Below are 25,070 nucleotides of genomic sequence, written 5' to 3' on the forward strand. Positions count from 1 at the left end.
TCTCTCCTCAAACCAGTCCGGTCGCGTCGAACACCCACGACATGTCTGCCTCGGCGAAATCCGCCAACCAGCTGGGCGGGGCGTGGTCGGCCAGCGCCGACATGTCCCAGTAGTCCTTCCACAGCGTGATCACACCGTTCTGGACGCGGTGCACCGTGACGAACTGCAGGACCGCGGATTCGCCGGTGGCCCAATGCCATTCCTCGTGGTGTTCGTACATCACGTCGACGCCGTTGCTGACCATCAGGCCGGGGAAGTTCTGGTAGGAGGCAAGCGGCGCGATACCGATCTTGAGACGTTTGACGATGTCCTCGGGGCCGCGGGCGGCGGCGGCGGGCCCGACCGGCATGTCCAGGTAGATGCAGTCCGGTGCGAGGAAGCCTTTGAGCGCATCCCAGTCCCGCGCCGACAGTGCCGCCCACATCCCGTAGACGGTCTGCTCGACCTCGGAGGTTCGATCGGTGATCTGGTCAACCGGCATGGGCGAGTGTCCTTTCGGTGGCCGACAGCGCGGGCGCCCGGTGCGCCGCGCGCAGGAACCGGCCGGTGCGTTCGGCGCCGACGACTGCGGTGGGCTTTCCGTCGAGGAACACGGCGCGGCCGCCGACGAACACGGCGGTCACGGTGTCGTCATTGCGGTTCACCATCCGTGACAGGCCGCCGTACTGGTCGACGGCCTCCTCGGCGTAGTCGTCCAGGCTCGCGTCCAGCCGCTCCGGATCGACGATCACCACGTCGGCGCGATCCCCGAGTCGTAGGTGCCCGGCATCGAGGCGGTACCAGTCGGCCAGCTCACCGGTGAGCCGGTGCACGGCCTGCTCCACCGTCATGAACGGTCGCCCGTTCTGTGCCGCGTCGCGGACGTGACGCAGCAGTCGAAGGCCCATGTTGTAGAACGCCATGTTGCGCAGGTGTGCACCGGCATCGGAGAAGCCCATCTGGATTCCGGTGTCGGCGGCCAGCTTCTTGAGCACCTCCGGGCGGTGGTTGGAAATCGTGGTGCGCCAACGCAATTGAGCACCATGCTCCAGCACCAGATCGAGGAACGCATCCACCGGATGCAGCCCGCCGCGGTCACGCCCGACCTGCCCGAACGATTTCCCGATCACCGACGCGTCGGGGCAGGCCACGATCTCGGCGTCGAAGAAGTCGCGATGCCAGACCCGCATCCCGAATTTCGCGTCGTAGTCCTTGCGGAACGCCCGGCGGTACGCCTCGTCGCGCAGCAGTGCATTGCGCTCGACTTCGTCCTTCAGATGCAGCGCCGCGGCGCCGGACCCGAACTCCTCGAAGATGACCAGGTCGATGCCGTCGGCGTAGACCTCGAACGGAACCGGCAGGTGCTGCCAGCGGAAGTCGCCGCCCAACCGGTTCGCCAGGCGCGCCAGCGGCCCAAGGATCTTGACCGCGAACGGGTTGGACTTCACGTCTGCCGCCGACAGCAGGCTGGTCTTGAGCGGGTTGCGGACGATACCCAGCGAGCCGAACACCTGCGAGCCGATGTTGAGCGGATTCTCGATGTCGGGACCGGACTGCAGGATCCGCCCGGCGCGGCGCAGCAACGACTTGAGCCGGCGCAGTTCGCGCGCTTTGGCATAGGTGGACGGCAACGTGCGGGACCGGCACACCTCGCCGTCGAGCTTGTCGAAGAGCAATTGCTGTGACGACATCCCGACGAAGCCGGCGCGTAGCGCCTCGGTCAGCATCTGCTCCATACGCCGCAGTTCGGCCTCGGTGGGCCGCACGTCGTCACGGGTGGCGCGGTCCAGGCCCATCGTGGCGGCGCGCATATCGGAGTGACCGAGGAACGCGGCGACATTGGGTCCCAGCGGCCTGGCCTCCAGCGCGGCGATGTATCCCTCGCCGTCGGTCCAGGTCTTGTGCCGGTCCACCGCGGCGATGACGTGGTCGCGGGGGATGGCCTCGACCCTGCCGAAGATGTCGCCGGCGTCCTCGGCGCCGACGTACACCGTGGACAGCGAGCACGATCCCAGCATCACGGTGGTGACGCCGTGCCGCAGGGATTCCGACAGCGAGGGCCCGCCGAGGACCTCGACGTCGTAGTGGGTGTGGATGTCGAGCATGCCGGGCAGCACCCACTTACCCGCGGCGTCGATGACCTGCGGGCATCCGGTCTCGTCGAGGTCGCCGTCGGTGATCGCCGCGACGTGGCCGTCGCGGATGCCGAGGGTCCGCACCGCCGACGGCGCCCCGGTTCCGTCGAACCATCGTCCGCCGCGAATGATCGTGTCGTAGCTCACACCGGTGCTCACGCGCTCATTCGAACAGCGCGCGACGGCGGTGTCAACGAGATCGGTGAACAGATTTTCGTGTCTGTCTACTTTGGGCCGCGCGTTCGGACGCGAGCGCACAATGAGCCCTGTGACGCCGCTGCAGCGCTACATCGCAGAAGAGATCGCCACTGACCACCTCGACGGGCTGTTGTCGCGCCGTGAGGCGCTGCGCAGGCTCGCCCTGCTCGGCGTCGGCACCGCGGCCGCGACGGCGCTGATCACCGCGTGCGGGGAGAACAAGCAGGCCCAGGCGAAGTCCACACCGTCCGATGCCTCACCGTCCGACGTGCCGTCCCCGCCGGCCGACGCGCCGGCGCCGGGGATGGACGGTGCGTTGCCGACGGAGCCGGTGACGTGGGCCGGACCGGCGGGGGAGTTGCAGGGCGCCTGGGCGCCGGCGGACGGGTCGCGCGGCGGGGTCCTGGTGATCCACGAGAACAAGGGGCTCAACGACTGGGTCCGCTCGGTCGCGGGTCGGCTCGCGGGCGCGGGCTATTCCAGCCTGGCCATCGATCTGCTCTCCGAGCGCGGCGGCACCGCGACCTTCGCCGACCCGGCCGAGGCCACCGCGGCGCTGGGCGCCCGCGCGCCCGAGGCCATGGTCGCCGACCTGAAATCCGGGATCGCGGAGCTGGCGCGCCGTACCCCGGGGCAGAAGATCGCCGCCATCGGGTTCTGCATGGGCGGCGGGCTGGTGTGGCGACTGCTCGCGGCGGGGACCCCGGAGCTGGCCGCAGCGCTGCCGTTCTACGGGCCCACCCCCGACGACCCGGATTTCGCCGGGTCGAGGGACGTCGCGGTGCTGGGTTTCTACGGTGAGCGGGACCAGCGGGTCAACGCCACCGAACCGGTCGCTGCGGCGGCGCTGGAAAGGGCCGGGCTGGTACACGAACTCGTCACCGAGCCCGGTGCCGATCACGCGTTCTTCAACGACACCGGCGACCGCTACGACCCGGCGGCGGCCGCGGACGCCTGGTCGCGAACCCTGAACTGGTTGGCTGCCCACGTCGGGTAGATCCGTGAAATACCATCCTGGGATGCTCCGGACATCCGCCGCACTGGCCGTCACCGCCACCATGCTCGGCTTCGGCGCACCCGCGGCGGGCGCGCAGCCGCAACCCGAGGCGTGCACGTACCGGCTGAGCGCACCCACCGTGGTGAACGTCTCGGGCACCGACATGGTCACCGCGACGGTCGGCGTCGGCGCATGCGATGGCGCGGTGACCTTCCAGACCACAGCCTGCATCGCGATGGAGGGCACCGACGGTCCCGGACAGTGCGCGCAGGGCAGGGGGATCCTGCCCGCGCAGGTGTTCTTCCAGCCGTACCGGCCCGGGGCGACCTACACCGCGACCGGCAGCGGATGCGCGACCAAGGGCAATCCGCCGCAGAAATACTGCGTAACGACCGGGCCCTCCACTGCGGCGCTGTGACGACGGTTTAGCCGATCACCGGCTCGGGCATCCGTCCGATCGACGGAGCCGTCAACCATGGCCGCTCCGATAGCGAAGGAGTTCGGCATGGATACCAACGTCGTCGTGATCATCGTGGCCGTCGTCGTCGCACTCATCGTGCTCGGCGCGGTCGTGTTCATGGCCCGCAAGAACCGCAACCGTCGTCGCGCCGAGGAAGCCGACCGGATTCGCCAGGAAGTCCACGAAGACAGCAAGCGCGTCGAACGCCAGGCCACCCTGGTCGAGGAAGCCGAGGCCAAAGCCCGTGCGGCACAGGCTGAAGCGGAGGCCAAGGCCGCCGAGGCCGCCCGCCTCGCCGACACCGCGTCCACCCGGCGCGAGGCGCTGTCGCACTCACAGGAGCACATCGACGCCCGCCGCGAGCACGCCGACAAGATCGACCCGCGTAAAGGTGCCGGCCGCGACGACAACGGCCAGAAGGACGGCCTGAACGTCGACGAGCCGGGCCGGCACACGCTGCGCGACGGCCGGGCCGACACGATGCGCCCGGACGTCAGGACCCAGTAGCGGATCCGGCTGCCGGTGGCGTCCATGCCACCGGCAGCCGTTTGATCCCGTGGATGAACGCCGAATGGAGCCGGTCGGGCTCGTCGACGGCCTGGATGTCGGGGATCAACCTGTGCAGTTCCTGGAACGCCACCGTGATCTCGCGTCGTGCCAGGTTGGCCCCGAGGCAGAAGTGCGCGCCTCCGCCGCCGAAACCGACATGCGGGTTGGGGTGGCGTCCGACGTCGAACATCCACGGGTCGTCGAACTTCGACTCGTCCCGGTTGGCCGAGCCGTACCACAGCGTCACCTTGTCTCCGGCGGCGATGCTCGCGCCGTTGAGCACGATGTCTCGGGTCGCGGTGCGGCGCATGTAGGCGACCGGGGAGGCCCAGCGCACGATCTCCTCGACGGCGGTCGGCGCCATCGCCGCGTAGTCCGCCCACCAGCGCCGTCGTTGCTCGGGATAGCGGCTCAGCGCCAGCACCCCGTGGCTGATGGCGTTGCGGGTGGTCTCGTTGCCCGCCACCACGAGCAGGATGAAGAACGACGCCACCTCGGCGGAGGTCAGCTGCTCCCCGTCCAATTCTGCGAGCACCAGCGCCGTGGTCAGATCGTCGCCCGGACTGCGGCGGCGTTCGTCGGCGAGCCCGCTCGCGTAAGCACCGATGTTCATTGCGACAGAGACGAACTCGTCGAAGTCGGTGGCGATGTCGGGATCGCCGAACCCGAGGATCACATTGGTCCAGTGAAAGATCTGCTGGTGGTCCTGCTCCGGGATGCCCATCATGTCGCAGATGATCTGCAGCGGGAGCGGCCCCGCCAGCGCGGTGACGACGTCGGCGTGACCGTCCGGGTGGGCGGCGACCATGTCGGTCACCAGCCGCCTGGCCCGCTGGCGCACCGAATCCTCGATCAGCGCCAGCACCCGAGGAGTGAACGCGCTGCGCACGATGTTGCGCAGCCGGGTGTGTCGAGGGTCGTCCATCGCGATCATCGACCCGAAGTACTCGGCGAGTTCCGGGGTTTGGTCACCGACGGTGATGCCCAGCGCGGAACTGAAGATCTCCGGATGCCTGCTGGCGTAGAACACGTCGTCGTACCGGGTCAGCGCCCAGTGCCCGGCAACATCGGAATCCTGGTCGACCACGTAGGAGTCGTGGAAGCTGATCGGCGCTTCGCGTCGCAACGTCGCGAACGCCCCGTCGCGGACGTCGTCGTCGAGTCCCCAGAAATCCCAGGAACCCAGCGCGATGTCGGCCAGCGGCACGTCCGGCGGCGCAATCCCGTTGGGGCGGACCAGCGCCGGTTCCAGGCTCATACAGTCCAAGCGTAGCCTCAGGGCCCCGCCTCGTGACCCTTTCGACCGTGAGTCCGGCGGCGCTCCTTCATCCGCGCCTCGTGCACGTGCCGTTCGCCGGCGAGCAGTTCGTCGCGGACCCTCTGCTCGTGCTCCCGGAACACCGACCAGTACGTGTCATCGAACTCCTCGACCACCTGGAACGTCCAGCGGCCGTAGAGCACGTTGCGGCCCACGAGATCGGTCTCCAGCCGCTCGGCGATCGCATCGTTGCCGTTGTCGCGCAGCTGATCGCAGGCTTCCCCGGCCAGCAGATCCGCGCGCCCCATCAACTGATGGAACGCGTACAGATGCCCCCTTGCGCGCTCGACGAACTCCAGTGCCTCGGTCAGCTTGCCCACGGCGTCGGCCGTCGCGTCATCCACTTCGCTCACCGCTGCGAGATACCCGTGTCAGAGCAGGTCAATCACCCATCGCATAGACGTGTCCTGGACTCAACTCGGTGGTGACGGCGGTGGCCAGAACGGTTCCCGGATCGGCGCCGTCGACCGGGATGTCGGTGTTGACGAACAGCACCAGCGAGGTCTGCTCCTCGGGCAGGAACACCGAGACGGTCTGGTAGCCGGGCAGGCTGCCGTTGTGTCCGATCCAGCCACCGAGGTTGAACACGCCGAGGCCGTAGCCGGTGGGGGCGGGATCGCCGAACCTGTCGACGGTCTGCAGGCGCTGCTGCTGCATCTCCCGGGTCAGCAGTGCGCCGTTGGCCAGGGCCGGCGCCCAGATCTGCATGTCGTGCAGGGTCGAGATCATCGCGCCGGCCGCCCACGCCCAGGACGGGTTCCAGTCTGTCGCGGTGGTCTCGCCGCCGTCGAGGGACTGCCGGGTGTAGCCCGCGGCGTGCGGTTTCGGGAACTCGCTGTCCGAGGGCAGGGTGGTGTCGGACATGCCGAGGGGCCCGCTGACGTGATCGCGCAGATGATCGGCCAAAGGTCGGCCGGTGACGGACTCGACCACCAGTCCGAGCAGCACGGTGTTGGTGTTCGAGTATTCGAACCCGTCGCCGGGGGCGAACGACGCCGGCTGGGAGAACGCGAAGTCGAGCAGCTCCTGCGGGGTGAACCGCCGCTGCGGGTCGCTGTACAGGTCGCGGACGAACTGCGGGTGGTTGGTGTAATTCGCCAGCCCGCTCTGCATCCGCGCCAGCTCACGCAGGGTGATCTCGTCGCCGCGCGGCACGCCGGAGACGAACCCGGAGATCGGGTCGTCGAGCCCGAGCCTGCCCTGGTCGGCCAGGCGCAGCACCGCGGTGACGGTGAAAGTCTTTGTCTGGCTCCCGATCCGGGTGAACACGTCGACCTTCATCGGGGCGCGCGTCTTCTTGTCGGCGACACCGAACGCGCGCACGTAGTCGCCCCGCGGTCCCCGGATACCGATGACGGCACCGGGGATCGCCGCGTCGATCATCGCCTGCTCGATGGTGCGGTCCAGGCGGTCGGTCAGCTCCGTCGGCAGCGTCGCGGCAGGCGCGGCGCTGCTGGTGGCCTCACCGCGGCGAGTGGACAGTGCCTCGGCACCGTCTGAGCCCGCCCCGCATCCCGAGGCCGCCAGCACCGTCCCCATCACCACGCCCAGCACCACCGGCTGCAGACGAAGGCTCACGCGTCGACAGTAGGCGTCGCGAGCCCGGCGGTGGAAGCGTCAGCGGTCGAACCTCAGCGGTCGAACTCGTCGTCCTCGGGGACGGGGATCGCCTGTTCGATCAGGTCTGCCTCGCTGGCCTGCCAGTCGCGGTCGACGTCGATGCGCGGCGACGCACCATCCCACGCCTGGTCCTCGGTGTCGTCGATCGGTGTCCGCTGTTCGGCGACGTCGGCTTCCGGCGCGTCGTCGAAGGGGGTTCGATCGGGCATTCCATCAGGTTCGGTCATCGGCAACCTCCGGGCCAGTGTCGTTGAGGTGGTCGTTCGAGTGTGTTTCGTTCGAGTGTGTGTCGTTCGAGTCCTAACCGACAGCACTGCCCTTCCACGATAGGCGCGGTGGCCGGGCAGCCGGTTACCGGTCGCGAGCGGCCCACGCCTGTGGCCGTATTGATGACGGAGCCGGTGCTGTGGGGTGTGCGCTGCTGATTCACGGGTTGCTGCGCGTCTCGGGTAGGCTTCGGCTACTGCGTGAACAGCGGGAACCGCCCCGATCGGGGTTGGGCCGCGCCCCTCGACCAGCATCCAGAACCTGAAGGCCAATTACCTTGCCCGATACACCGAACGGCTCTGCGGATCTGCAGCCTCACTTCGAGGACGTCCAGTCGCATTACGACTTGTCAGACGACTTCTACCGGTTGTTCCTCGACCGCACGCAAACCTACAGCTGCGCGTATTTCGAACGCGAGGACATGACGCTGGAGGAAGCGCAGCTCGCCAAGATCGACCTGTCGCTGGGCAAACTCGGCCTGGAGCCGGGGATGACGCTGCTCGACATCGGCTGCGGCTGGGGCGCGACGTTGCTGCGTGCCATCGAGAAGTATGACGTCAACGTCATCGGCCTGACCCTGAGCCGCAATCAGCAGGCGCACGTCCAGAAGGCGCTGGACAGCAGTGACAGTTCCCGTAGCAAGCGGGTGCTGCTCCAGGGCTGGGAGCAGTTCGACGAGCCCGTGGACCGGATCGTGTCGATCGGCGCGTTCGAACACTTCGGCCGCGACCGCTATGACGAGTTCTTCAAGCGTGCCTACGCGGTGCTGCCCGAGGACGGCAGGATGCTGCTGCACACGATCATCAAGCCCACCGACGAGGAGTTCGCCGCGCGGGGGCTGAAGCTGACGATGACCATCGTGCGGTTCTCGAAGTTCATCATGGACGAGATCTTCCCGGGCGGTGACCTGCCCAAGCCCACCACTGTCGCCGAGCATGCGACCAAGGCCGGGTTCCAGGTCACCCGCGAGCAGCGCCTGCGCGAGCACTACGCCAAGACGTTGGACATCTGGGCCGACGCGCTGCGCAGCCGTGAGGCCGAAGCCGTGGAGATCCAGTCCCGCGAGGTCTACGACCGGTACATGAAGTACCTGACCGGTTGCGCCGACCTGTTCCGCGACGGCTACACCGACATCTGCCAGTTCACTCTGCAGAAGTGACGCCCCGGTCCCGATAGGACCGGGCCGGCTGGCCCACCGCGCCGTCGGCGGCGTCGCGGCGCCGGGCGGCCATCCCGGCGAGTGCCTCGAACACCACCCGGTGTGCGGCGTTGACCGTCAATTCCGCGTGGTCGTAGGCGGGGGCCACCTCGACAACATCCACACCGGCGACGTCGTGCTCGTAGCACAGTTGACGCACCATCCGCAGCAGGTCGGCGCTGGTGATGCCGCCCGGTTCGGGGGTACCCGTGCCGGGCGCGTGCGCGGGGTCGAGCACGTCGATGTCCACCGACACGTACAGCTTGTCGGCTTTGGCCAGCGCCTCGGCGACGGCGTCGGCCATCACCGCCTTGAAGCCGCGCTCCCAGATCTCCTGCATGGTGTGCCAGGTCATCTTCTGCTCTTGCATCCACTCGAACGTGTCCTGCGGCGGCCAGTAGCCGCGCAGACCCACCTGGACGAAGTGTGATCCGGGCACCGCACCGGATTCGATGAGCCTGCGCATCGGGGTGCCGTGGCTGGCCAGATTGCCCTCGATCTCGTCGGCGGTGTCGGCGTGGGCGTCGAAGTGCACGATGCCGACGTTGCCGTAGCCGTGCACGTCGGCGACGGCGGTGGCGGCCGGCCAGGTGATGGAGTGGTCGCCTCCGAGGATCACCGGGACGATCCCGCGTGACGCGATCGCGTGCACCCGTTCGCGAATGTTGTTGTGCGACACCTCGGTCTGGCCGTGCGGGCAGTACGCGTCGCCGAAGTCGACGACCTCAAGCCAGTCGAAGATCTCCAGCCCCAGGTCCATGTGATAGGTCCCCGGCTCGTACGCGGTGGCGCGGATCGCACGCGGCCCGAACCGGGCGCCGGGCCGGTTGGTCGTCGCGACGTCGAACGGGGCCCCGACGATCGCGGCGTCGGGTTTCCAGGAGTCGAGCTGTTCCACCTCGGTCAGGAACGGACGATGACCGAACGAGGCCACGCCGGCGTACGCGAGATCCAACTGTTCGGCCATTCCCGGCGGTAGTTCCCGGTGGTGTCCGTGGTCCTGCCCGTGCCTGCTGCCCATGGCACGACCGTACCGCTCAGCCGCCGCAGGAACGGGTCAATGCGGCGCGCAGTGCATCCGGCACCGGCCGCTTGGTCCAGTCCTGGGTCGACACCACGACGTAGACGTTGTGTCCGCGCACCGCAACGCGTTCGGGCTCGGCCTCGGTGGCGGCGAGCACGCTGAACTCGACGGTGAAGCTCGTCGACCCGACCCGGCGGCAGCGCGCGGCCACCCGGACGGTGTCGCGCCAGCGCACCGAGGACGCGTAGTCGATCTCGCTGTGCACGACCTGGAAGTCGTGTCCGCCGGCCATCAGTTCCGGATACGACACCCCGAGGGTGTCGAGCAGGCCGGTGCACGCCTCGTCGAACCAGGTCAGGTAATGCCCATTGAAGACCACGCCCTGCTGGTCGACCTCGGCGTAGCGGGGCACGATCGGCAGGGAGAACGTGGCCGGGATCTCGCTCACCCGAACACCTTAGAAGAAGCCCGGTGCCGCAGACTCGAGTCATGAAGCTGGTGACGATCGAAGACGTCAGGGCCGCGGCGGACCGCATCCGCCCGCACGTGGTGCGCACCCCGCTGCTGTCGGCGCGCTGGGGTGACCCCGAGCGGCCGTTGTGGATCAAGCCCGAGAGCCTGCAGCCGATCGGCGCGTTCAAGGTCCGCGGGGCGTTCAACGCGGTCGGGGCGGTGAAGGACCGCGCGAGCGACGCGGTCGCGTACTCCAGCGGCAATCACGCCCAGGCCGTGGCGTACGCCGCGGCGGCGTTCGGGCTGCGCGCCCACATCGTGATGCCGAAGGAGACCCCGAACATCAAGATCCAGGCGACCCGAGACCTCGGTGCGCGCGTGGTGCTCTCGGAGGCAGGGCAACGAGAGGCGGTCGCCGCGGAGGTTCTCGCCGAGACCGCAGGCGCGATGATCCCGCCGTTCGACCATCCCGACGTGATCGCCGGGCAGGGCACGATCGGCATCGAGATCGCCGAGGACCTGCCGTCGGTGCGCACCGTGCTGATCCCGGTCAGCGGCGGGGGGTTGGCCTCCGGTATCGGCACCGCGATCCGCGCGCTGTGCCCGCAGGCGAAGGTCTTCGGCGTGGAACCCGAGTTGGCCGCCGACACCGCCGCGGGCCTGCGTGCGGGCCACCGCGTCGACTGGTCCATCGAGGACCGCAACCGCACGATCGCCGACGGCCTGCGTTCCCAGCCGTCGGAGCTGACGTTCGCCCACCTTCAGCGAGTGCTGGACGGGGTGATCACCGTCTCGGAGGACGAGATACGTTCGGCGGTACGCGAATTGGCATACCGGGGCCGGCTCGTGGCGGAGCCCAGCGGCGCGGTGGCGCTGGCCGGCTACCGGCGTGGCGGCACGCCGCCGGGGGAGACCGCGGTGATTCTGTCCGGCGGCAACATCGAACCCCAGATGCTGCGTCAGATCCTGGCCGAACCGGTTCCCGGCTGATTTGACAGGTGTGCAATCCCGCCGGGCCGGCGGTAGGGTCACCCGGGATTTTGAAGGAGTTCTCGTGAACGCTGTGCTCGGGTTGTCGGTGACGCCGTCGGGGGTCGGTGTCGTCCTGGTCGAGGGCAGCGACGACGACCGGGTCACGCTCGACGGCGAACGCTTCGAGATCCGAAGGCGCGGTCAGGCCGACGCCCTGACGACGTCCGAGAAGGCCGCGGCCGCGGTGCTGCGCAGCGAGGCGGTCGCCGCCGACCTGGGCCGGCGCGTGCACTCGATCGGGGTGACCTGGAGTGACGACGCGGACACCGAAGCCGCCTTGCTGCTGGATTCGTTGAACGAATCCGGGTTCGGCAACGTCGTACCGGTGCGGCTGTCGGAGGCCACCGACGCGCTGGCCCGCCGCATCGCGCACGTCCTGGGCTATACGACCACCGCCGTGTGCGTGATCGAGCCCGAGCAGCTGATCGCCTTGGTGGTCTCCGCCGGTGGGGACGCCGACGATGCCGTGCAGACCGCGGTCAACCACAACGTGGTGACCGAGGACGACCTCGTCGGCTGGCTCAGCGCGGTGTTCGCCCGCGCCGACTGGGAACCGGAGGCGCTGGTGCTCGTCGGTTCCGCCGAGGACCTCGACGATCTGCTGCCGCTACTCGAAGACGCGCTGGGGGTGCCGGTGTTCTCGCCGGACCAGGCGCAGCTGGCCCTGGCCCGCGGCGCCGCGCTGGCCTGCGCGCAGCCGGGGGAGCTCACCGCCTGCCCCGACAACGCACCGCATGAGGCGAAACGCACGGTGGCACGCCGTTTTGCGAAATTCGGGCCGGCCGCGCTGCTGACCGCCGGTGTCGTCACCTTCGTCGCGTCGGCATCGGCGGCCCTCGCCCTGCAGCTGGTGCCCGAGCGTGCGGTCGCGCCCACCCGCCCGGTCGCCGAGGCTCCGGCCTCGGTGGCCCCGGCCCAGGTGCGGACGCGCACGCCGGTGCCGCCGCCGGCGCCGGTCCCCGCGGTCGAGGCCGTGCCCGAAGAGGCGATCCCGGTGGAGGTGCCCACTGTGGAGATGCCGCCGGTGGAGGTCCCCCCGGTGGAGGTGCCCACTATGGGGGTCCCCCCGGTGGAGGCGCCGCCCGAACCGTTGCCGCCGGCGGTCGACGCCGTCGCGCCGCCCGCGATGGTGCCGCCCGTGCCCGAGGAGCGCCCCGGCATCCTGCAGCGGATCCGGGACCGGATCGGCAACCGCGACGACCTGCCGGAGCAGGCCCCGCCGCCGCCCGCGCCGCCGCTGCCGTAGGCGCATAGGCTCGCTGAAGTGAGCATGCGGACCGTGCTGCGCGCGGCGATCGTCGCGTGCGTGGTGGCGGCACTGGTGCTTGTCGAGGTGACGTCGAGCAGGGGTGTCGGGTGGCGCCTGATCACGTTCACCTATCAGGCCAACCTGCTCGCCGCGGCCTACTTCGGGTGGACGCTGGTGTCGCCGAGGGCCGACACTCGCGTCGTCTGGCGCGGTGCCGTCGTGCTCTACGTGGTGCTGGCCGGCGTCGTCTGGAACCTGTTCCTGACCGAGCACAGCATGGGCTACACCCCGGCGAACTTCCTGCTGCACGTGGCGGTCCCGGTCCTCGCGCTGGCGGACTGGCTGCTCGTCGGCCGCGGCGCCGCGGCACTGCGCTGGTGGCAACCGCTCGTGTGGCTGGCCTACCCGGCCGGATACCTGCTGTTGGCCCTGCTCGTGCTGAACGACCTGGGCCGGCGCGCACCGTACTACTTCCTCGATCCCGGCAGCGTCGGCGCCGGAGTCGTCGCGCTGAACGTCGGTGCGCTGGCCGCCGGCGTCCTGGCGTCGGGTTACGTCCTGCTGGCGCTGCACCGCGGCGCTCGGGTGCTGTCGACGCATTCGGCGTGAAACGTCGCGGGTCCGCGCACCGATAGTCGGTGGGAGAGTCCGCGGCTTTGCCGCGACGTGAAGCAGCAGCGTCGCCTGGGCGGATCCGACAACCTAGGATGGCAGCATGCGCAGGCACCGTCGGCAGCAAACCCGATCACCGCGCAGGACCTTCGCGCGCCTGGCGGCCGCGGCGTGCAGTGCGGTGCTGCTGACCGGGCTGGCCGTCACCGGTCCGGTCACAGCAGCCACGGCCGCGGTCGACACCGCCGTCGCGGCGGTGTCCCCGGAGCCCGGCCAGACCGTCGGGGTCGCACATCCCGTTACGGTCACGTTCGCCGAACCCGTGCGGGACCGGGCATCGGCGCAGCAATCGATCGAGGTACGTCCCGCAGGCACGGCCGGACCCGCAGACGGCTCCTTCACCTGGCTCGACGACCGCCGGGTGCAATGGGAGCCGGCGGAGTTCTATCCCGCCCACACGCCGATCGCGGTGTCGGTGGGCGGATTCTCCACCGGCTTCCAGACCGGCTCCTCGGTGGTCGGTGTCGCCGATCTGAGTTCGTACACGTTCACCGTCAGCATCGACGGGGAGGTCGCGCGGCAGATGCCCGCGTCGATGGGCAAACCCAAGTTCCCGACCCCGATCGGCCGCTTCACCGCCCTGTCGAAGGAGCGCAACGTCACGTTCGACTCCCGCACCATCGGCATCCCACTGGACGACCCGGAGGGCTACCTGATCAAGGGGGAGTACGGCGTCCGGGTCACCTGGGGCGGTGTCTACGTGCACTCGGCGCCGTGGTCGGTCGGCTCGCAGGGCTACGCCAACGTCAGCCACGGCTGCATCAATCTCAGCCCCGACAACGCCGCGTGGTACTACGACACGGTCTCGGTCGGCGACCCGATCGTCGTGCAGGCCTGACCGGTCAGGCCTGCTGGGTCTGCCTGGTGCGGGCCACGACGTAGTCGGCGAGGGTGTCGGCGGCGTCGGCCGGGACGAATCCGGTCGCCTCGAGCTTCGACAGGTCCAGCACGCTGCTCGCCGGGCGGGGAGCGACCGGCGCGGTCGCGCCCGCGAAGTAGGCGTCCGTGGACACCGGGTGGACCCGTTGCGGATCGTGGCCGGCCAGTGCGAACGTCTGCCGTGCGATGTCGGCCCACGAACCCACGGACCCCGACCCGGACACGTTGTAGGTGCCGTACGCGGCTTTGGTCTGCAGGAGGTGGCGGATCGCACGGGCCAACTCCGAGGTGAACGTCAGACGTCCACGCTGGTCGTCGACCACCGACGGGTCCACCCCGCGCTCGGCCAGCGACAGCATGGTCTGCACGAAATTGCGGCCGTCGCCGACCACCCATGACGTACGCACGATGTAGTGCCGGGGCACGGTGGACACGATCTGGTCGCCCGCGGCCTTGGTCTGTCCGTAGACACCGAGCGGCACCACGGGGTCGTCCTCGCGGTACGGCCGCGTCGCGGTGCCGTCGAAGACGTAGTCACTGGAGACGTGCACCAGGGTGATGCCGTGGGCGGCGGCGATCCGCGCCAGTTCGGCGACACCGGTGACGTTGACGCTCCATGCCGCGGTCCGCCCCTCGGCGGTCTCCGCGGTGTCCACCGCGGTGTAGGCCGCCGCGTTGACGATGGTGTCGTAGTCGCGCCAGCGTCGCAGCGCCGACAGGTCACCGGAGGCCAGGTCGAATTCGGCGCGGGTGGCGAACTCGACATGCGGCGCGCCGGCGAACTCGGCGCGCAGGGCGCGACCGAGCTGCCCGTCGGCGCCGAGGACCAGCGTCTTGGGTGCCGGGACCGGTTGGACCTCTGACAGCGGCGGCTGGGCGCGGTCCTTCTCCGACATCTCCGCGCGGTCCAGCGGGATCGGCCAGTCGATGCCGAGGGCGGCGTCGGCGGGGTTCAGCGACGGGTAGCTGACATCAGGCGAGTAGTGGTCGTTGACCAGGTAGACGTAGACAGTCTCGGGTTCCAGCGTCTGGAAGCCGTTGCCGACACCACGCGGCACGAACACCGCGCGCGACGGATCGATCTCGGCGCTGAACACCGTGCCGAAAGTCGGCCCCGAGCGCAGGTCGACCCACGTGCCGAAGATCCGGCCCGAACCGACCGAGATGAACTTGTCCCACGGTTCGGCGTGGATCCCGCGGGTGGTCCCGGCGGCCTGGTTGAACGAGATGTTGTTCTGCACCGGGCCGAAATCCGGCAACCCGGCGGCCACCATCTTCGCGCGCTGCCAGTTCTCCTTGAACCAACCGCGATTGTCGCCGTGCACGGGCAGTTCCCAGAGGGTGAGCCCGGGGATCGGCGTGTCGATCGCGCGCAGCGTCTTACCGTACTCCGTCAAAACTGTTCCGCCCCTGTGTTATTGGCCGATTCGGGCGTAGAACGCCTCGGTCGCTTCCTTGGCGGGCGCCCACCAGTCCTCGTGGGTGCGGTACCAGTCGATGGTCGCCGCGAGGCCCTGTTCGAAATCACGGTACCTGGGCTGCCAGCCCAGTTCATCGCGCAGCTTGGTCGGGTCGATTGCGTAGCGCAGGTCATGTCCGACCCGGTCCGGGACCCGGTCGTAGGCGTCGTGATCCTGGCCCATCAGCTTCAGGATCAACTCGACCACCGTCTTGTTGTCCTTCTCGCCGTTGGCGCCGATCAGGTAGGTCTCGCCGATGCGGCCCTTCTCCAGGATCAACAGCACTGCCGACGAGTGGTCGTCGGCGTGGATCCAGTCCCGCACATTGCGGCCCTCGCCGTAGAGGCGGGGGCGGATGCCCCACAGGATGTTGGTGATCTGGCGCGGGATGAACTTCTCGACGTGTTGGAAGGGCCCGTAGTTGTTGGAGCAGTTCGAGATCGTCGCGGCCACCCCGAAGGACCGGGTCCAGGCCCGGACCAGAAGATCGCTGCCGGCCTTGGTGGACGAGTACGGCGAGGACGGGTTGTACGGGCTGGCCTCGGTGAACCTCGCCGGATCGTCGAGGTCCAGATCGCCGTACACCTCGTCGGTGGAGATGTGGTGCATCCTCTTGCCGTGCCTGCGAACAGCTTCCAACAGCGTGAAGGTGCCGATCACGTTGGAGTGCAGGAACGGTTCGGGGCGGTCCAGCGAGTTGTCGTTGTGGGATTCCGCGGCATAGTGCACGACTGCGTCGGCGGCGCCTACGAGGTCGTCGACCAGTTCGGCGTCGGCGACGTCGCCGTGGACGAAATCGACCCGGTGCTCGGGCAGTCCGTTCAGCGAGGCGCGGTTGCCCGCATAGGTGAGTTTGTCCAGCACGGTGACGTGATGGTCGGTGTTCGCGATGACGTGGTGCACGAAGTTGGATCCGATGAAACCGGCACCACCGGTGACGAGAAGTCGCGCCACTAAATACCCCTGTCGAGAAGATCGAGAAGGTACTTACCGTAGCCTGATTTCACCAATCCGGTGGCCAGGTCGCACAGCTCGTCGTCGCTGAGAAAGCCCTGCCGCCAGGCGATCTCCTCGGGCACCCCGATCTTCAAACCGGTCCGCCGCTCCATGGTGCGCACGAAGTCGGCCGCATCGGTCATCTGGTCGAAGGTTCCGGTGTCCAGCCAGGCGGTCCCGCGCGGCAGCACCTGCACCCGCAATCGGCCCTGGTCCAGGTAGGCGCGGTTGACGTCGGTGATCTCGTATTCGCCACGGTCGCTGGGCTTGAGGTGCCTGGCGATCTCGACGACGTCGTTGTCGTAGAAGTACAGCCCCGGGACCGCGTAATTGCTCTTGGGTAGCTTCGGCTTCTCCTCCAACGACACGACCACGCCGGCGGGGTCGAACTCGACCACGCCGTAGGCCGACGGTTCGGCGACCCAGTACGCGAAGATGGTCCCACCGTCGAGGTCGGAGAAGTCCCGCAGCTGAGTGCCCAGCCCCGGCCCGTACAGCAGGTTGTCACCCAGGACGAGCGCGACCTTGTCGTCGCCGATGAAGTCCTCACCGATGGTGAACGCTTGCGCGAGCCCGTCGGGTGACGGCTGCTGGGCGAAGGTGATGGACACCCCGAATCGTGAACCGTTACCGAGCAGACGCTCGAAACTGTGCGCGTCGTGCGGCGTGGTGATGACCAGGATGTCGCGGATGCCGGCCAGCATCAGTGTCGACAGCGGGTAGTACACCATCGGCTTGTCGTAGACCGGGATTAGCTGTTTGGACACCCCGTAGGTGATCGGATGCAGTCGCGAGCCGGACCCACCCGCGAGGATGATTCCTTTCACAGCGCCGTCGCACTTCCCATGTCAGGCCGCGTGCTTGGGGCCGGCGCGGTGCTTGCCGCCACCCTTGCGGTGCTTGCCGCTGCTGGAACCGGCGTCGCCGTCGGAGCCGGAACCGGAACTCGCCGTCGATCCCGAATCGTCGGACTTGTCGCCGTCGGCGGAGGATCCGGGCGAGCCCGACCCGGAAGGCCCGGCAGGTTCGGGGTCCTCGCTCGTGGAAGTGTCTGTGGTGTCGTCGATTTCGACGTCGATGTCGGCGTCGTCCTCGACCGTGTCCTCAGCGGCGGTGTCGTCGACAACCGTGTCGTCGACAACCGTGTCGTCGACGACTGTGTCATCGACGACCGTGTCGTCAGCGGGAGCGTCGTCGGCGGGAGTGTCCTCACCGAGTGCGGCCTCGCCGTCGGAGACACCGTCGGCGGCTTCCGATTCGGGGGCGGCGGTCGCGCGGGACTGCGCAGCAGCTGAGGAGACGTTCTCGATGGCGGCCCCGATCGAGGCGGGAAGCCCGACGAACAACTGGTAGATCGGGCCCCCGTTGTGGCCGTTCTCCTTCTGCGACAGCAAACCGGGAAGTGCGTCGGCCGGGCCGTCGCCATCGGGGTCGTAGCCGTGCAGGAATGCGTTGATCACGTTGCGGGGCAACGTCGCCAGCGCCGAGAGCGCCGCCGTCAGGTCACCGGCCGCCGCGGCGGACATCGCGTCGGTCAGGGCGTGTGAGGCCATGTGGGTGGCGGCGGTACCGGGTGCGGAGCTGTCGTTGATCACCGATCCGATCGCCCGACCGACGGCGAACGCGTTCTCCAGGAGCGCGATGTCGAGTGAGATCGGCCCCGGGCCGGCCGTCACGCTGGCGTCGTTGCTCAGCACTCCCAGGGCAATGCTGAGCAATGCCTGCGGGATCACGCGGACGTTGTTGCCGTTGCCGAGAATATTCAGCGCGGTCGAGAAGATGCCCGCCATCTCGACGTTGCTGGTTCCGAAGAGGTTCACGGCGCCGCCGAACACGCCCTGGGCCGAGGTGGTGCCGTTACCGAACAGGTTCAGCGCCACCGTGCCGAGCAGGCCCGCGACCGTGACCTGGGCGCCGCTGCCCCACGGGGAGGCTCCCAGAGCAAGGTTGAGGCCGCCGACGATCTGCGTGCTTCCCGGTCCCAGCTGGATACCCACGTTGCCGAACCCCGAGGCGCCGACATTGTGGGCGCCGCTGCCCGAATAACCGAGGAGGAGGTTCGCGCCGCCGAGCGCCGAGGCGGTGCCGGAACCGATGTGGGCCAGGATGTTGAATCCACCGATGATGCTGGTGGACTGAGCATCTCCGTTCGAGATTCCGACGGCGAGATTAGGTCCGCCGATCACGGTCGTGGTCCCACGGCCCAGTTGCGACAGGAACGAGAACAGCGAGTACGACGCGATGGCACTGGCGCCGTCACCGAGAGCGGTGACCGCTGTGCCCAGAGTCCAGTTCGTGGTCGCGCTGGTATTGCTGCCCAGAGCGATCGCCCCGCCGAGGAATCCCAGCCTGGCATCGGCGGTCGCGCCGTCGCCGATCGCGATCGCGAAGCTCAGCGGGTTGCTGGTACAGCCGTTACCGTTGCCGATTCCGAAGATGGAGAAGCACGAGGCGTCGGCGGTCGGAGCGCCGACCAGCGTCGAGGATGCGAGTGCTCCCGTGACGAACGTTGTGGCCAGCAAGCCACCCTTAACCCGTACCGAATCCATCGACATCCTGTTCTCGCGTCCCCACCGAAGCCGCATGTTACGCGCCGTTTGCGCACCGATCGGGGTTTCTGGCAAAAATTAACGGCGGCGTTCACCATACGCGGGAAGCGGTGCGGTTCGGGCTGCACGTGGGTGTTGCGCGGACCGCTCGGCGCGGTCAAGATACGACGTGCCCGGATCCGCTCTTGACGGATCCAGTCACAGGAGGGGTGTTCTGCCTTGAGGTCTGCACAGTGGGTTCGGCGGGGGATTGCACGGATTGCCGTGATCGGCGGTGCGGCGGCGATCGGCCTGTCCGTCGCATCGGGAACCGCCGCGGCGGATCCGCTTTCCGAGGCGTTGGCGACGACGAGTTGCAGTTACACGCAAGTCACCGCGGCGATGAACGCCCAGACTCCTGAGCTGGCAGCGCAGCTGTCGATGCGCCCGGACATGCAGGCGAACCTGCAATCGTTCCTGGCGATGCCGGTCGAGCAACGACGCGCCGAGATCGCCAAGCAGCAAGCCGCCAATCCGCAGCTGCAGCAGATGCTCACCGCGCTGCTCGGCCCCCAAGTCAGCCAGGTGGCCGGCTCCTGCATGAATTACTGATTCCGATGACGCCTGGACCGGCCGCGGCGCGGCCGGTCCAGTTCGTGCTCTGATCTGGGTTTTCCGTTCGCGAGATGCCGACGGGAAGTTTGCCGTGCGTGCAAGCTGGTATGTGTCGTCCCTTGAACGCGGATCACCCGACACGCCGGACAGCATTGCTGATTTGCCCTCAGTCGGCCAAAACCTACCCCACCGTAAATTAAACCGTTAGAGTCCCTGCCGTGCGAGGAGCGCTGACTGAGTCTCATCATGTAAACGGCGCCTCGGCGGGATTGCTCGATCGTTCCGACGTGTTCGAGGCACTTGCCGAGATCCGCCGGCCGGTCGCCGTCGTGGCGTCCCCGGACGGGCCACGGCCCGTCCTTCTCGACGGTTCTGGAGCGCTCACACCGGAGCTGATGCGGCAAAGTCTGCTCGCGATCCTTCCCGCGATCTATCCGGAGTGGCTGGGTGACCGCAGTTTCACCGCGGCGCATGGCGTGCGGTTCCCGTATGTCATCGGAGAGATGGCGCGTGGCATCGCGACCCCCCGGATGACCATCGAAGGTGTGCGGGCGGGGGTGATGGCGTTCTACGGCAGCGCCGGGCTCGACCTGAACACCATCGAAGCCGGCGTGCGTGAGATCCAGGACGCCGTCGGACCCGACAGTCTCGGGTGGGGCGCCAACCTGATCCACAACGTCCAGAGCGACGGTGTCGAGATGGCCACCGTCGAGCTGTTCCACCGGCTCGGGGTTCGATACGTGTCGGCCTCGGCGTTCATGCAACTGACTCCAGCCGTCGTGCTCTATGCCGCGAAAGGCCTGCGCCGCGGCGCCGACGGGCGCGTCATCCGTGCCGGGCACATCTTCGCCAAGGTTTCCCGCGACGAGGTGGCACGCCAATTCCTTTCTCCGGCACCCGAACAGATGCTGCGTGCGCTGGTGGCCGACGGCAGGCTCACCGCTGACGAGGCCGGCCTGGCCGCGACCATCCCGATCGCCGAGGACATCACGGCGGAAGCCGACTCGGGCGGTCACACCGACAACCGGGCCTTGACGGTGCTGCTGCCGCGCCTGATCGAACTGCGCGACGAGATCGCCGCCGCCCACGGGTACCCGGTGTTGCCGCGGGTCGGTGCCGCCGGCGGGCTCGGCACACCGTCGGCCGTGGCGGCCGCGTTCGCCGCGGGCGCCGCATATGTGCTGACCGGTTCGGTGAACCAGTCGGCCGTCGAAAGCGGGCTGTCGCCCGATGCGCGAGCCCTGCTTGCCCTGGCGCAGGCCACCGATGTGGCGATGGCGCCCGCGGCCGACATGTTCGAGATGGGTGTCACGGTGCAGGTGCTCAAGCGCGGCACCATGTTCGCTCAGCGCGCGCAGCGGCTCGGCGAGTTCTACCGCAAATACCCCTCGTTGGAGGCGGCGCCCGCGGACGAGGTCAAAAACCTGGAGAAGGCGGTGCTCGGCCTCGGTGTGGACGAGATCTGGGCAGAGACCGAGTCGTTCTTCGCGACGCGTGATCCGCAGCAGATCGAGCGCGCGCGAGTCGACGCCAAACACCGTATGGCCCTGGTGTTTCGCTGGTACCTGTTCAACGGTGCGCAGTGGGCCCGCGAAGGGAACACCGCGCGCCGTGCCGATTACCAGATCTGGTGTGGCCCGGCGATGGGGGGCTTCAACGAATGGGTCCGGGGTAGTTTCCTCGAACCCGTCGAGTCGCGTACGGTCTGCCAGATCGCGATGAATCTGCTCGAGGGCGCGGCCGCCGTGACGCGCGCCGGGCAACTTCGTGCTGCCGGCGTGGCAATGCCGCCCTCCGCCTTCGATTTCCGTCCACGACCCCTCGGATGATTCCCGCCCACACGCAGATAGATAAAGGCGCAATGACCGAAGACAAGCAGCCCCCCGGCATCTCTGCCACCCCTGTCGCCGTCGTCGCGGCCACCGCGATCTATCCGGGAGAGCCCGGCCTCGAGGGGTTCTGGCGCACCATCACCGGTGGCCGGGACGCGATCAGTGAGGTGCCGCCGTCGCACTGGCTGATCGAGGACTACTACGACCCTGATCCGAAGGTGCCGGACAGGACCTATTGCAAGCGTGGCGGGTTCATCGATCCGGTGCTGTTCGACCCGATCCGGTTCGGGCTGCCTCCCAACGCGCTGTCCGCGACCGATTCGGCACAACTGCTCGCCCTGATCGCGGCCAGAAAGACCCTCGACGAGGCGATGCGCGCCGACGTCGAGACCGATCTCGACCGGGTGGACATCGTGCTCGGCGTCGCATCCACGACCGAGCTCGTCGTGCAGATGGGTTCGCGCATGCAGCGCCCGATCTGGCGCAAGGCGTTGCTGGAGAACGGACTTCCCGAAGACGAAGCCGATGAGATCTGCCAGGACATCGCCGACCACTATCCGGCCTGGATCGAGAGCACGTTCCCCGGCCTGCTCGGAAACGTGGTGGCCGGCCGCGTCGCCAACCGGCTGGATCTGGGGGGCTGCAACTTCGTCGTCGACGCCGCGTGCGCGAGCTCGCTGTCGGCGCTGCAGAGCGCGTTGCACCGGCTGTATCTGCACGAGTCCGACCTGGTGCTGACCGGCGGCGTCGACGCACTCAACGACGTGATGATGTACATGTGCTTCTCCAAGACGCCCGCGTTCTCCCAGTCGGGGGACTGCAGGCCGTTCTCGGATGCCGCGGACGGCACGATCATCGGCGAGGGTGTGGGCATGGTGGCCCTCAAGCGGCTCGCCGACGCCGAACGCGACGGCAACCAGATCCTCGCCGTGATCCGCGGGCTCGGTTCGTCCTCCGACGGCCGCGCGTCGAGCGTGTACGCACCGCGCTCGGAGGGCCAGGCGAAGGCGCTGCGCAGGGCATACGAGCATGCCGGCTACGCGCCGGACACCGTCGAACTCGTCGAGGCGCACGGCACCGCCACGAAGGCAGGTGACGTCGCTGAGTTCGCCGGCCTCAAGTCGGTGTTCACCGGGGAGTCGGCGCGGATCGCGCTGGGTTCGGTGAAGTCCCAGATCGGTCACACCAAGGCTGCTGCCGGCGCCGCGGGCCTGATCAAGGCCGTTCTCGCGCTTCAGCATTCGACGCTTCCCGGCACGATGAAGGTGGATCGCCCGAACCCGGCGCTCGGGCTGGACGAGACGCCCTTCTACGTCAACGCGCAGACGCGTCCGTGGGTCCGCACCGGAGAGCAGCCGCGGCGTGCCGCGGTCAGTTCGTTCGGGTTCGGCGGAAGCAACTTCCACGTCACGCTCGAGGAGTACCGCGGCGAGCACCGCGCGAAGCGGCTCCGGACGCTGCCGACCGAGCTGGTGGTGCTCAGCGCCGACAACGACGCCGACCTGCAGAAGCGGGCCGGCGACATCGTCGCCGCGGCGCGATCAGGGGAGTCGCTGGCCCGCATTGCCTTCGAGGCGGCGCGGGACTTCGACGCGTCCCGTCCCGCACGCGCCGGACTGGTCGCCGCCGACACCGGGGCGCTGGAGACGCTGGCCGAGAAGCTGCGCACCGCGCTGGCCGACGGTTCCGCGGCCACGCTGAAGGATCCGAACATCGCGGTGGGCTTCGGCTCCCCGCGCCCGGGAAAGACCGCATTCCTGTTCCCCGGCCAGGGCAGCCAGTACGTCGGAATGGGCGCGGACCTGGCCATGGAGTTCCCCGAGGCCATCTCCGTATGGGACGGGCTCGAAGGTGATCTGGCGGATCTGCACCGGATCGTATTCCCCGAGCCCGCCTTCGACACCCAGACCGCGGAGTCGCAGAAGGCCGAACTCACCGCGATGCAGAACGCCCAGCCGGCGATCGCGGCTGCCAGCCTGGCCCAGCTGGCACTGCTCGATGTCCTCGGCGTCACCGCCGACGCGGCTGCCGGGCACAGCTTCGGTGAGGTCACCGCGCTGGCCGCCGCCGGCGTCATCCCAGTCGAGCGGCTGGTCGAGACCGCGCGTATGCGCGGTGTCCTGATGGCCGAGGCCGGCCAGGGTAAGGACGGCGCGATGCTGGCGATCGTCGCCGGCGCCGACGAGGTGAACGCGCTGCTGAAATCGCGCCCCGGATCGGTCGGCCCGCTGGTCATCGCCAACGACAACGCGCCGACGCAGGTCGTGGTGGCCGGACACGCCGCCGACATCGAATGGGCCGAGATCGCGGCGAAGGCCGCAGGTTATTCATCCAGGCGGCTTCCGGTGGCGTCGGCGTTCCACTCCGAGATCGTCGCGTCGAGTTCGGCACCGCTGGGGGAGTACCTCACCACGCTCAAACTCGGCGAGCCCTCATTCCCGGTCTATGCGAACACGACCGCGCAGCCGTACGGCCATCAGGTGGCCAAGCAGCTCGCCGACCAGGTCCGCCAGCCGGTGAAGTTCCGGGACATGATCGAGACGATGGCGCGCGACGGCGTCACGCGGTTCATCGAGGTCGGTCCCGGTCGCGTGCTGACCGGGCTCGTCGACCAGATCCTGGACGCGACACCGCATCTCGCGGTCACCCTGGACGGCGCGAAGTCCGACGGCCTGCGTGGCTGGCACCGGGGCCTGGCGGCGCTGGCCGCCGACGGAGTGCAACTCGACCTGGTGTCGCTGTTCGACCACTTCGACGAGCCCACCAAGCACGAGCCCGCGCCCAAGCATGCCGTCCTGGTCGGCGGGGCGAACCTCGGCAAGCCCTACCCGCCGGTGGACGGAGCGGTTCAGATCACCCCGAAGCGCACACGTCCCAGCGTGACCAGTGCGCCGCCCCAGTCCGACCCCGCTGGAGAAGGATCTCGAATGACCCCCGTAGTACAGCGCATGGAAGCTCCTTCGGCGCACGCCGTCGCCGTCGCGATGCCGGTGGCGCCGGCGGCCCCCGCCCCGGCTCCGGCCGCAGCCGCCACCGTGGCCGCGCACCAGACGCTCTCTCCCGCACCGGAAGTGCATGTGCCCGCACCAACCGTGTCGGCACCGCTGTCGACCGACGCCTGGAGCATCATCGACCGGATCCAGAAGGAAACCGCCGAGCAGCACCAGCGCTACCTCGACGTGATGACCGAGAGCCATCAGGCGTTCCTCGACGTCGCCACCCAGATGATGTCCGGCATCGTCGGCGGACCTGCCGCGGCGCCGCAGAACGGGTCGCGGGTTGCGCTCAAAGAGGTGGTTCCAGCCCCAGCGCCGGTGACCAACGGTGTCGCTCCTGCCACCAACGGAATTGCCCCGGCGACCAACGGCTCCGCCCCGGCCACCAACGGAAGTGCCCCAGCCACCAACGGTGTCGTCCCGGCCTCCAACGGTGCGACCGCTGTTGTGGCGCCTGAACCCGCCGCGCCGGTGACCCCGGCACCCGCGCCGGTCACCCCCGCCCCGGTTGCGGCCGCTGCGCCGGTGGTTCCGACCGGTGATGTGGTGTTGGCGATCGTGTCGGAGAAGACGGGTTATCCGGCGGATATGTTGTCGCTGGGGATGGAGATGG

General features: G+C 68.6%; 23 protein-coding genes. 11 read left to right on the forward strand and 12 right to left on the reverse strand.

Translation table 11 applies throughout. The features are described from left to right. Nucleotides 1-7 precede the first annotated feature (7 nt). Both BST38_RS13635 and BST38_RS13640 read right to left on the reverse strand, forming a co-directional pair. A complete protein-coding gene (locus BST38_RS13635) occupies nt 8-481 on the reverse strand; it encodes a nuclear transport factor 2 family protein (protein ID WP_083143863.1) in 474 nt (157 codons plus the stop codon). Beyond that, on the reverse strand, nt 471-2,261 hold the full coding sequence (locus BST38_RS13640; RefSeq protein ID WP_083143886.1) for an N-acyl-D-amino-acid deacylase family protein: 1,791 nt from the start codon (nt 2,259-2,261) through the stop codon (nt 471-473). The genes BST38_RS13635 and BST38_RS13640 overlap by 11 nt, the downstream gene beginning before the upstream one ends. A gap of 121 nt (nt 2,262-2,382) precedes the next feature. On the opposite strand from BST38_RS13640, the gene BST38_RS13645 reads away from it, so the two are divergent. From BST38_RS13645 to BST38_RS13655, 3 genes are read left to right on the forward strand one after another with little or no spacing between them, the layout of a single operon-like run. Beyond that, complete coding sequence (locus tag BST38_RS13645; protein ID WP_083143864.1) at nt 2,383-3,309, forward strand: dienelactone hydrolase family protein; 927 nt, start codon at nt 2,383-2,385, stop codon at nt 3,307-3,309. A gap of 22 nt (nt 3,310-3,331) precedes the next feature. Then, the gene (locus BST38_RS13650) at nt 3,332-3,727 is read left to right on the forward strand and encodes a hypothetical protein (RefSeq protein ID WP_083143865.1); all 396 of its coding nucleotides are present in this window, start codon (nt 3,332-3,334) and stop codon (nt 3,725-3,727) included. Nucleotides 3,728-3,784: 57 nt separating this feature from the next. Beyond that, nucleotides 3,785-4,276, forward strand: coding sequence for a hypothetical protein (locus tag BST38_RS13655; protein WP_236644887.1), 492 nt, complete (start codon nt 3,785-3,787; stop codon nt 4,274-4,276). Here BST38_RS13655 and BST38_RS13660 read toward each other — a convergent pair. From BST38_RS13660 to BST38_RS13675, 4 genes are all read right to left on the reverse strand, one after another. Next, nucleotides 4,263-5,576 (reverse strand): cytochrome P450, encoded by a 1,314-nt coding sequence (locus BST38_RS13660; protein WP_083143866.1) that lies wholly within the window; start codon nt 5,574-5,576, stop codon nt 4,263-4,265. The two genes, BST38_RS13655 and BST38_RS13660, sit on opposite strands and share 14 nt — an antisense overlap. Nucleotides 5,577-5,593: 17 nt before the next feature. After that, a complete protein-coding gene (locus BST38_RS13665) occupies nt 5,594-5,989 on the reverse strand; it encodes a hypothetical protein (protein WP_083143867.1) in 396 nt (131 codons plus the stop codon). A 28-nt stretch (nt 5,990-6,017) separates the two neighbouring features. Continuing rightward, nucleotides 6,018-7,175, reverse strand: coding sequence for a serine hydrolase domain-containing protein (locus tag BST38_RS13670; protein ID WP_083143888.1), 1,158 nt, complete (start codon nt 7,173-7,175; stop codon nt 6,018-6,020). A gap of 92 nt (nt 7,176-7,267) precedes the next feature. Further along, the gene (locus tag BST38_RS13675) at nt 7,268-7,483 is read right to left on the reverse strand and encodes an Rv3202a family protein (RefSeq protein ID WP_083143868.1); all 216 of its coding nucleotides are present in this window, start codon (nt 7,481-7,483) and stop codon (nt 7,268-7,270) included. A gap of 317 nt (nt 7,484-7,800) precedes the next feature. Between BST38_RS13675 and BST38_RS13680 the strand changes: the two genes are divergently transcribed. Then, a complete protein-coding gene (locus tag BST38_RS13680) occupies nt 7,801-8,682 on the forward strand; it encodes a cyclopropane mycolic acid synthase family methyltransferase (protein ID WP_083143869.1) in 882 nt (293 codons plus the stop codon). On the opposite strand, the gene speB is transcribed toward BST38_RS13680, so the two are convergent. Both speB and BST38_RS13690 read right to left on the reverse strand, forming a co-directional pair. Then, nucleotides 8,666-9,688 (reverse strand): agmatinase, encoded by a 1,023-nt coding sequence (gene speB, locus BST38_RS13685; RefSeq protein ID WP_083143870.1) that lies wholly within the window; start codon nt 9,686-9,688, stop codon nt 8,666-8,668. The two genes, BST38_RS13680 and speB, sit on opposite strands and share 17 nt — an antisense overlap. 70 nt (nt 9,689-9,758) lie before the next feature. Further along, complete coding sequence (locus BST38_RS13690; RefSeq protein ID WP_237160794.1) at nt 9,759-10,193, reverse strand: acyl-CoA thioesterase; 435 nt, start codon at nt 10,191-10,193, stop codon at nt 9,759-9,761. A gap of 41 nt (nt 10,194-10,234) precedes the next feature. On the opposite strand from BST38_RS13690, the gene BST38_RS13695 reads away from it, so the two are divergent. The 4 genes from BST38_RS13695 to BST38_RS13710 all read left to right on the forward strand — a co-directional run bounded on the left by BST38_RS13695 (nt 10,235) and on the right by BST38_RS13710 (nt 13,989). Beyond that, nucleotides 10,235-11,188 (forward strand): threonine ammonia-lyase, encoded by a 954-nt coding sequence (locus tag BST38_RS13695; RefSeq protein WP_083143871.1) that lies wholly within the window; start codon nt 10,235-10,237, stop codon nt 11,186-11,188. 64 nt (nt 11,189-11,252) lie between these two features. After that, nucleotides 11,253-12,476, forward strand: coding sequence for a DUF7159 family protein (locus BST38_RS13700; protein ID WP_083143872.1), 1,224 nt, complete (start codon nt 11,253-11,255; stop codon nt 12,474-12,476). A gap of 24 nt (nt 12,477-12,500) precedes the next feature. Then, complete coding sequence (locus BST38_RS13705) at nt 12,501-13,088, forward strand: Pr6Pr family membrane protein (protein ID WP_083143890.1); 588 nt, start codon at nt 12,501-12,503, stop codon at nt 13,086-13,088. Between the two features lie 106 nt (nt 13,089-13,194). Then, on the forward strand, nt 13,195-13,989 hold the full coding sequence (locus BST38_RS13710) for a L,D-transpeptidase (RefSeq protein WP_083143873.1): 795 nt from the start codon (nt 13,195-13,197) through the stop codon (nt 13,987-13,989). 4 nt (nt 13,990-13,993) lie between these two features. On the opposite strand, the gene rfbD is transcribed toward BST38_RS13710, so the two are convergent. The 4 genes from rfbD to BST38_RS13730 are packed head-to-tail and all read right to left on the reverse strand — an operon-like array spanning nt 13,994 to nt 19,035. After that, entirely contained in the window at nt 13,994-15,427 is a 1,434-nt protein-coding gene (gene rfbD / locus BST38_RS13715) for a dTDP-4-dehydrorhamnose reductase (protein WP_083143874.1), read from the reverse strand. Between the two features lie 18 nt (nt 15,428-15,445). Further along, complete coding sequence (gene rfbB / locus BST38_RS13720) at nt 15,446-16,444, reverse strand: dTDP-glucose 4,6-dehydratase (RefSeq protein ID WP_083143875.1); 999 nt, start codon at nt 16,442-16,444, stop codon at nt 15,446-15,448. Beyond that, nucleotides 16,444-17,313 carry a glucose-1-phosphate thymidylyltransferase RfbA gene (gene rfbA, locus BST38_RS13725; RefSeq protein WP_083143876.1) on the reverse strand — a complete coding sequence of 290 codons (870 nt, stop codon included), beginning with the start codon at nt 17,311-17,313 and terminating at the stop codon, nt 16,444-16,446. Before rfbA ends, rfbB begins: the two co-directional genes overlap by 1 nt. A gap of 21 nt (nt 17,314-17,334) precedes the next feature. Then, nucleotides 17,335-19,035 carry an autotransporter outer membrane beta-barrel domain-containing protein gene (locus BST38_RS13730; protein WP_133057231.1) on the reverse strand — a complete coding sequence of 567 codons (1,701 nt, stop codon included), beginning with the start codon at nt 19,033-19,035 and terminating at the stop codon, nt 17,335-17,337. Between the two features lie 264 nt (nt 19,036-19,299). On the opposite strand from BST38_RS13730, the gene BST38_RS13735 reads away from it, so the two are divergent. From BST38_RS13735 to BST38_RS13745, 3 genes are all read left to right on the forward strand, one after another. Then, nucleotides 19,300-19,626 (forward strand): hemophore-related protein, encoded by a 327-nt coding sequence (locus tag BST38_RS13735; RefSeq protein ID WP_083143878.1) that lies wholly within the window; start codon nt 19,300-19,302, stop codon nt 19,624-19,626. 290 nt (nt 19,627-19,916) lie between these two features. After that, nucleotides 19,917-21,458, forward strand: coding sequence for a PfaD family polyunsaturated fatty acid/polyketide biosynthesis protein (locus tag BST38_RS13740; RefSeq protein WP_237160795.1), 1,542 nt, complete (start codon nt 19,917-19,919; stop codon nt 21,456-21,458). A 32-nt stretch (nt 21,459-21,490) separates the two neighbouring features. Next, nucleotides 21,491-25,070: type I polyketide synthase (locus BST38_RS13745; protein ID WP_165761588.1), on the forward strand; the 3,580-nt coding region annotated here is incomplete at its 3' end.

Origin of the sequence: Mycolicibacterium parafortuitum (genome assembly GCF_002086815.1) — a bacterium.
Lineage (GTDB): Bacteria > Actinomycetota > Actinomycetes > Mycobacteriales > Mycobacteriaceae > Mycobacterium > Mycobacterium parafortuitum.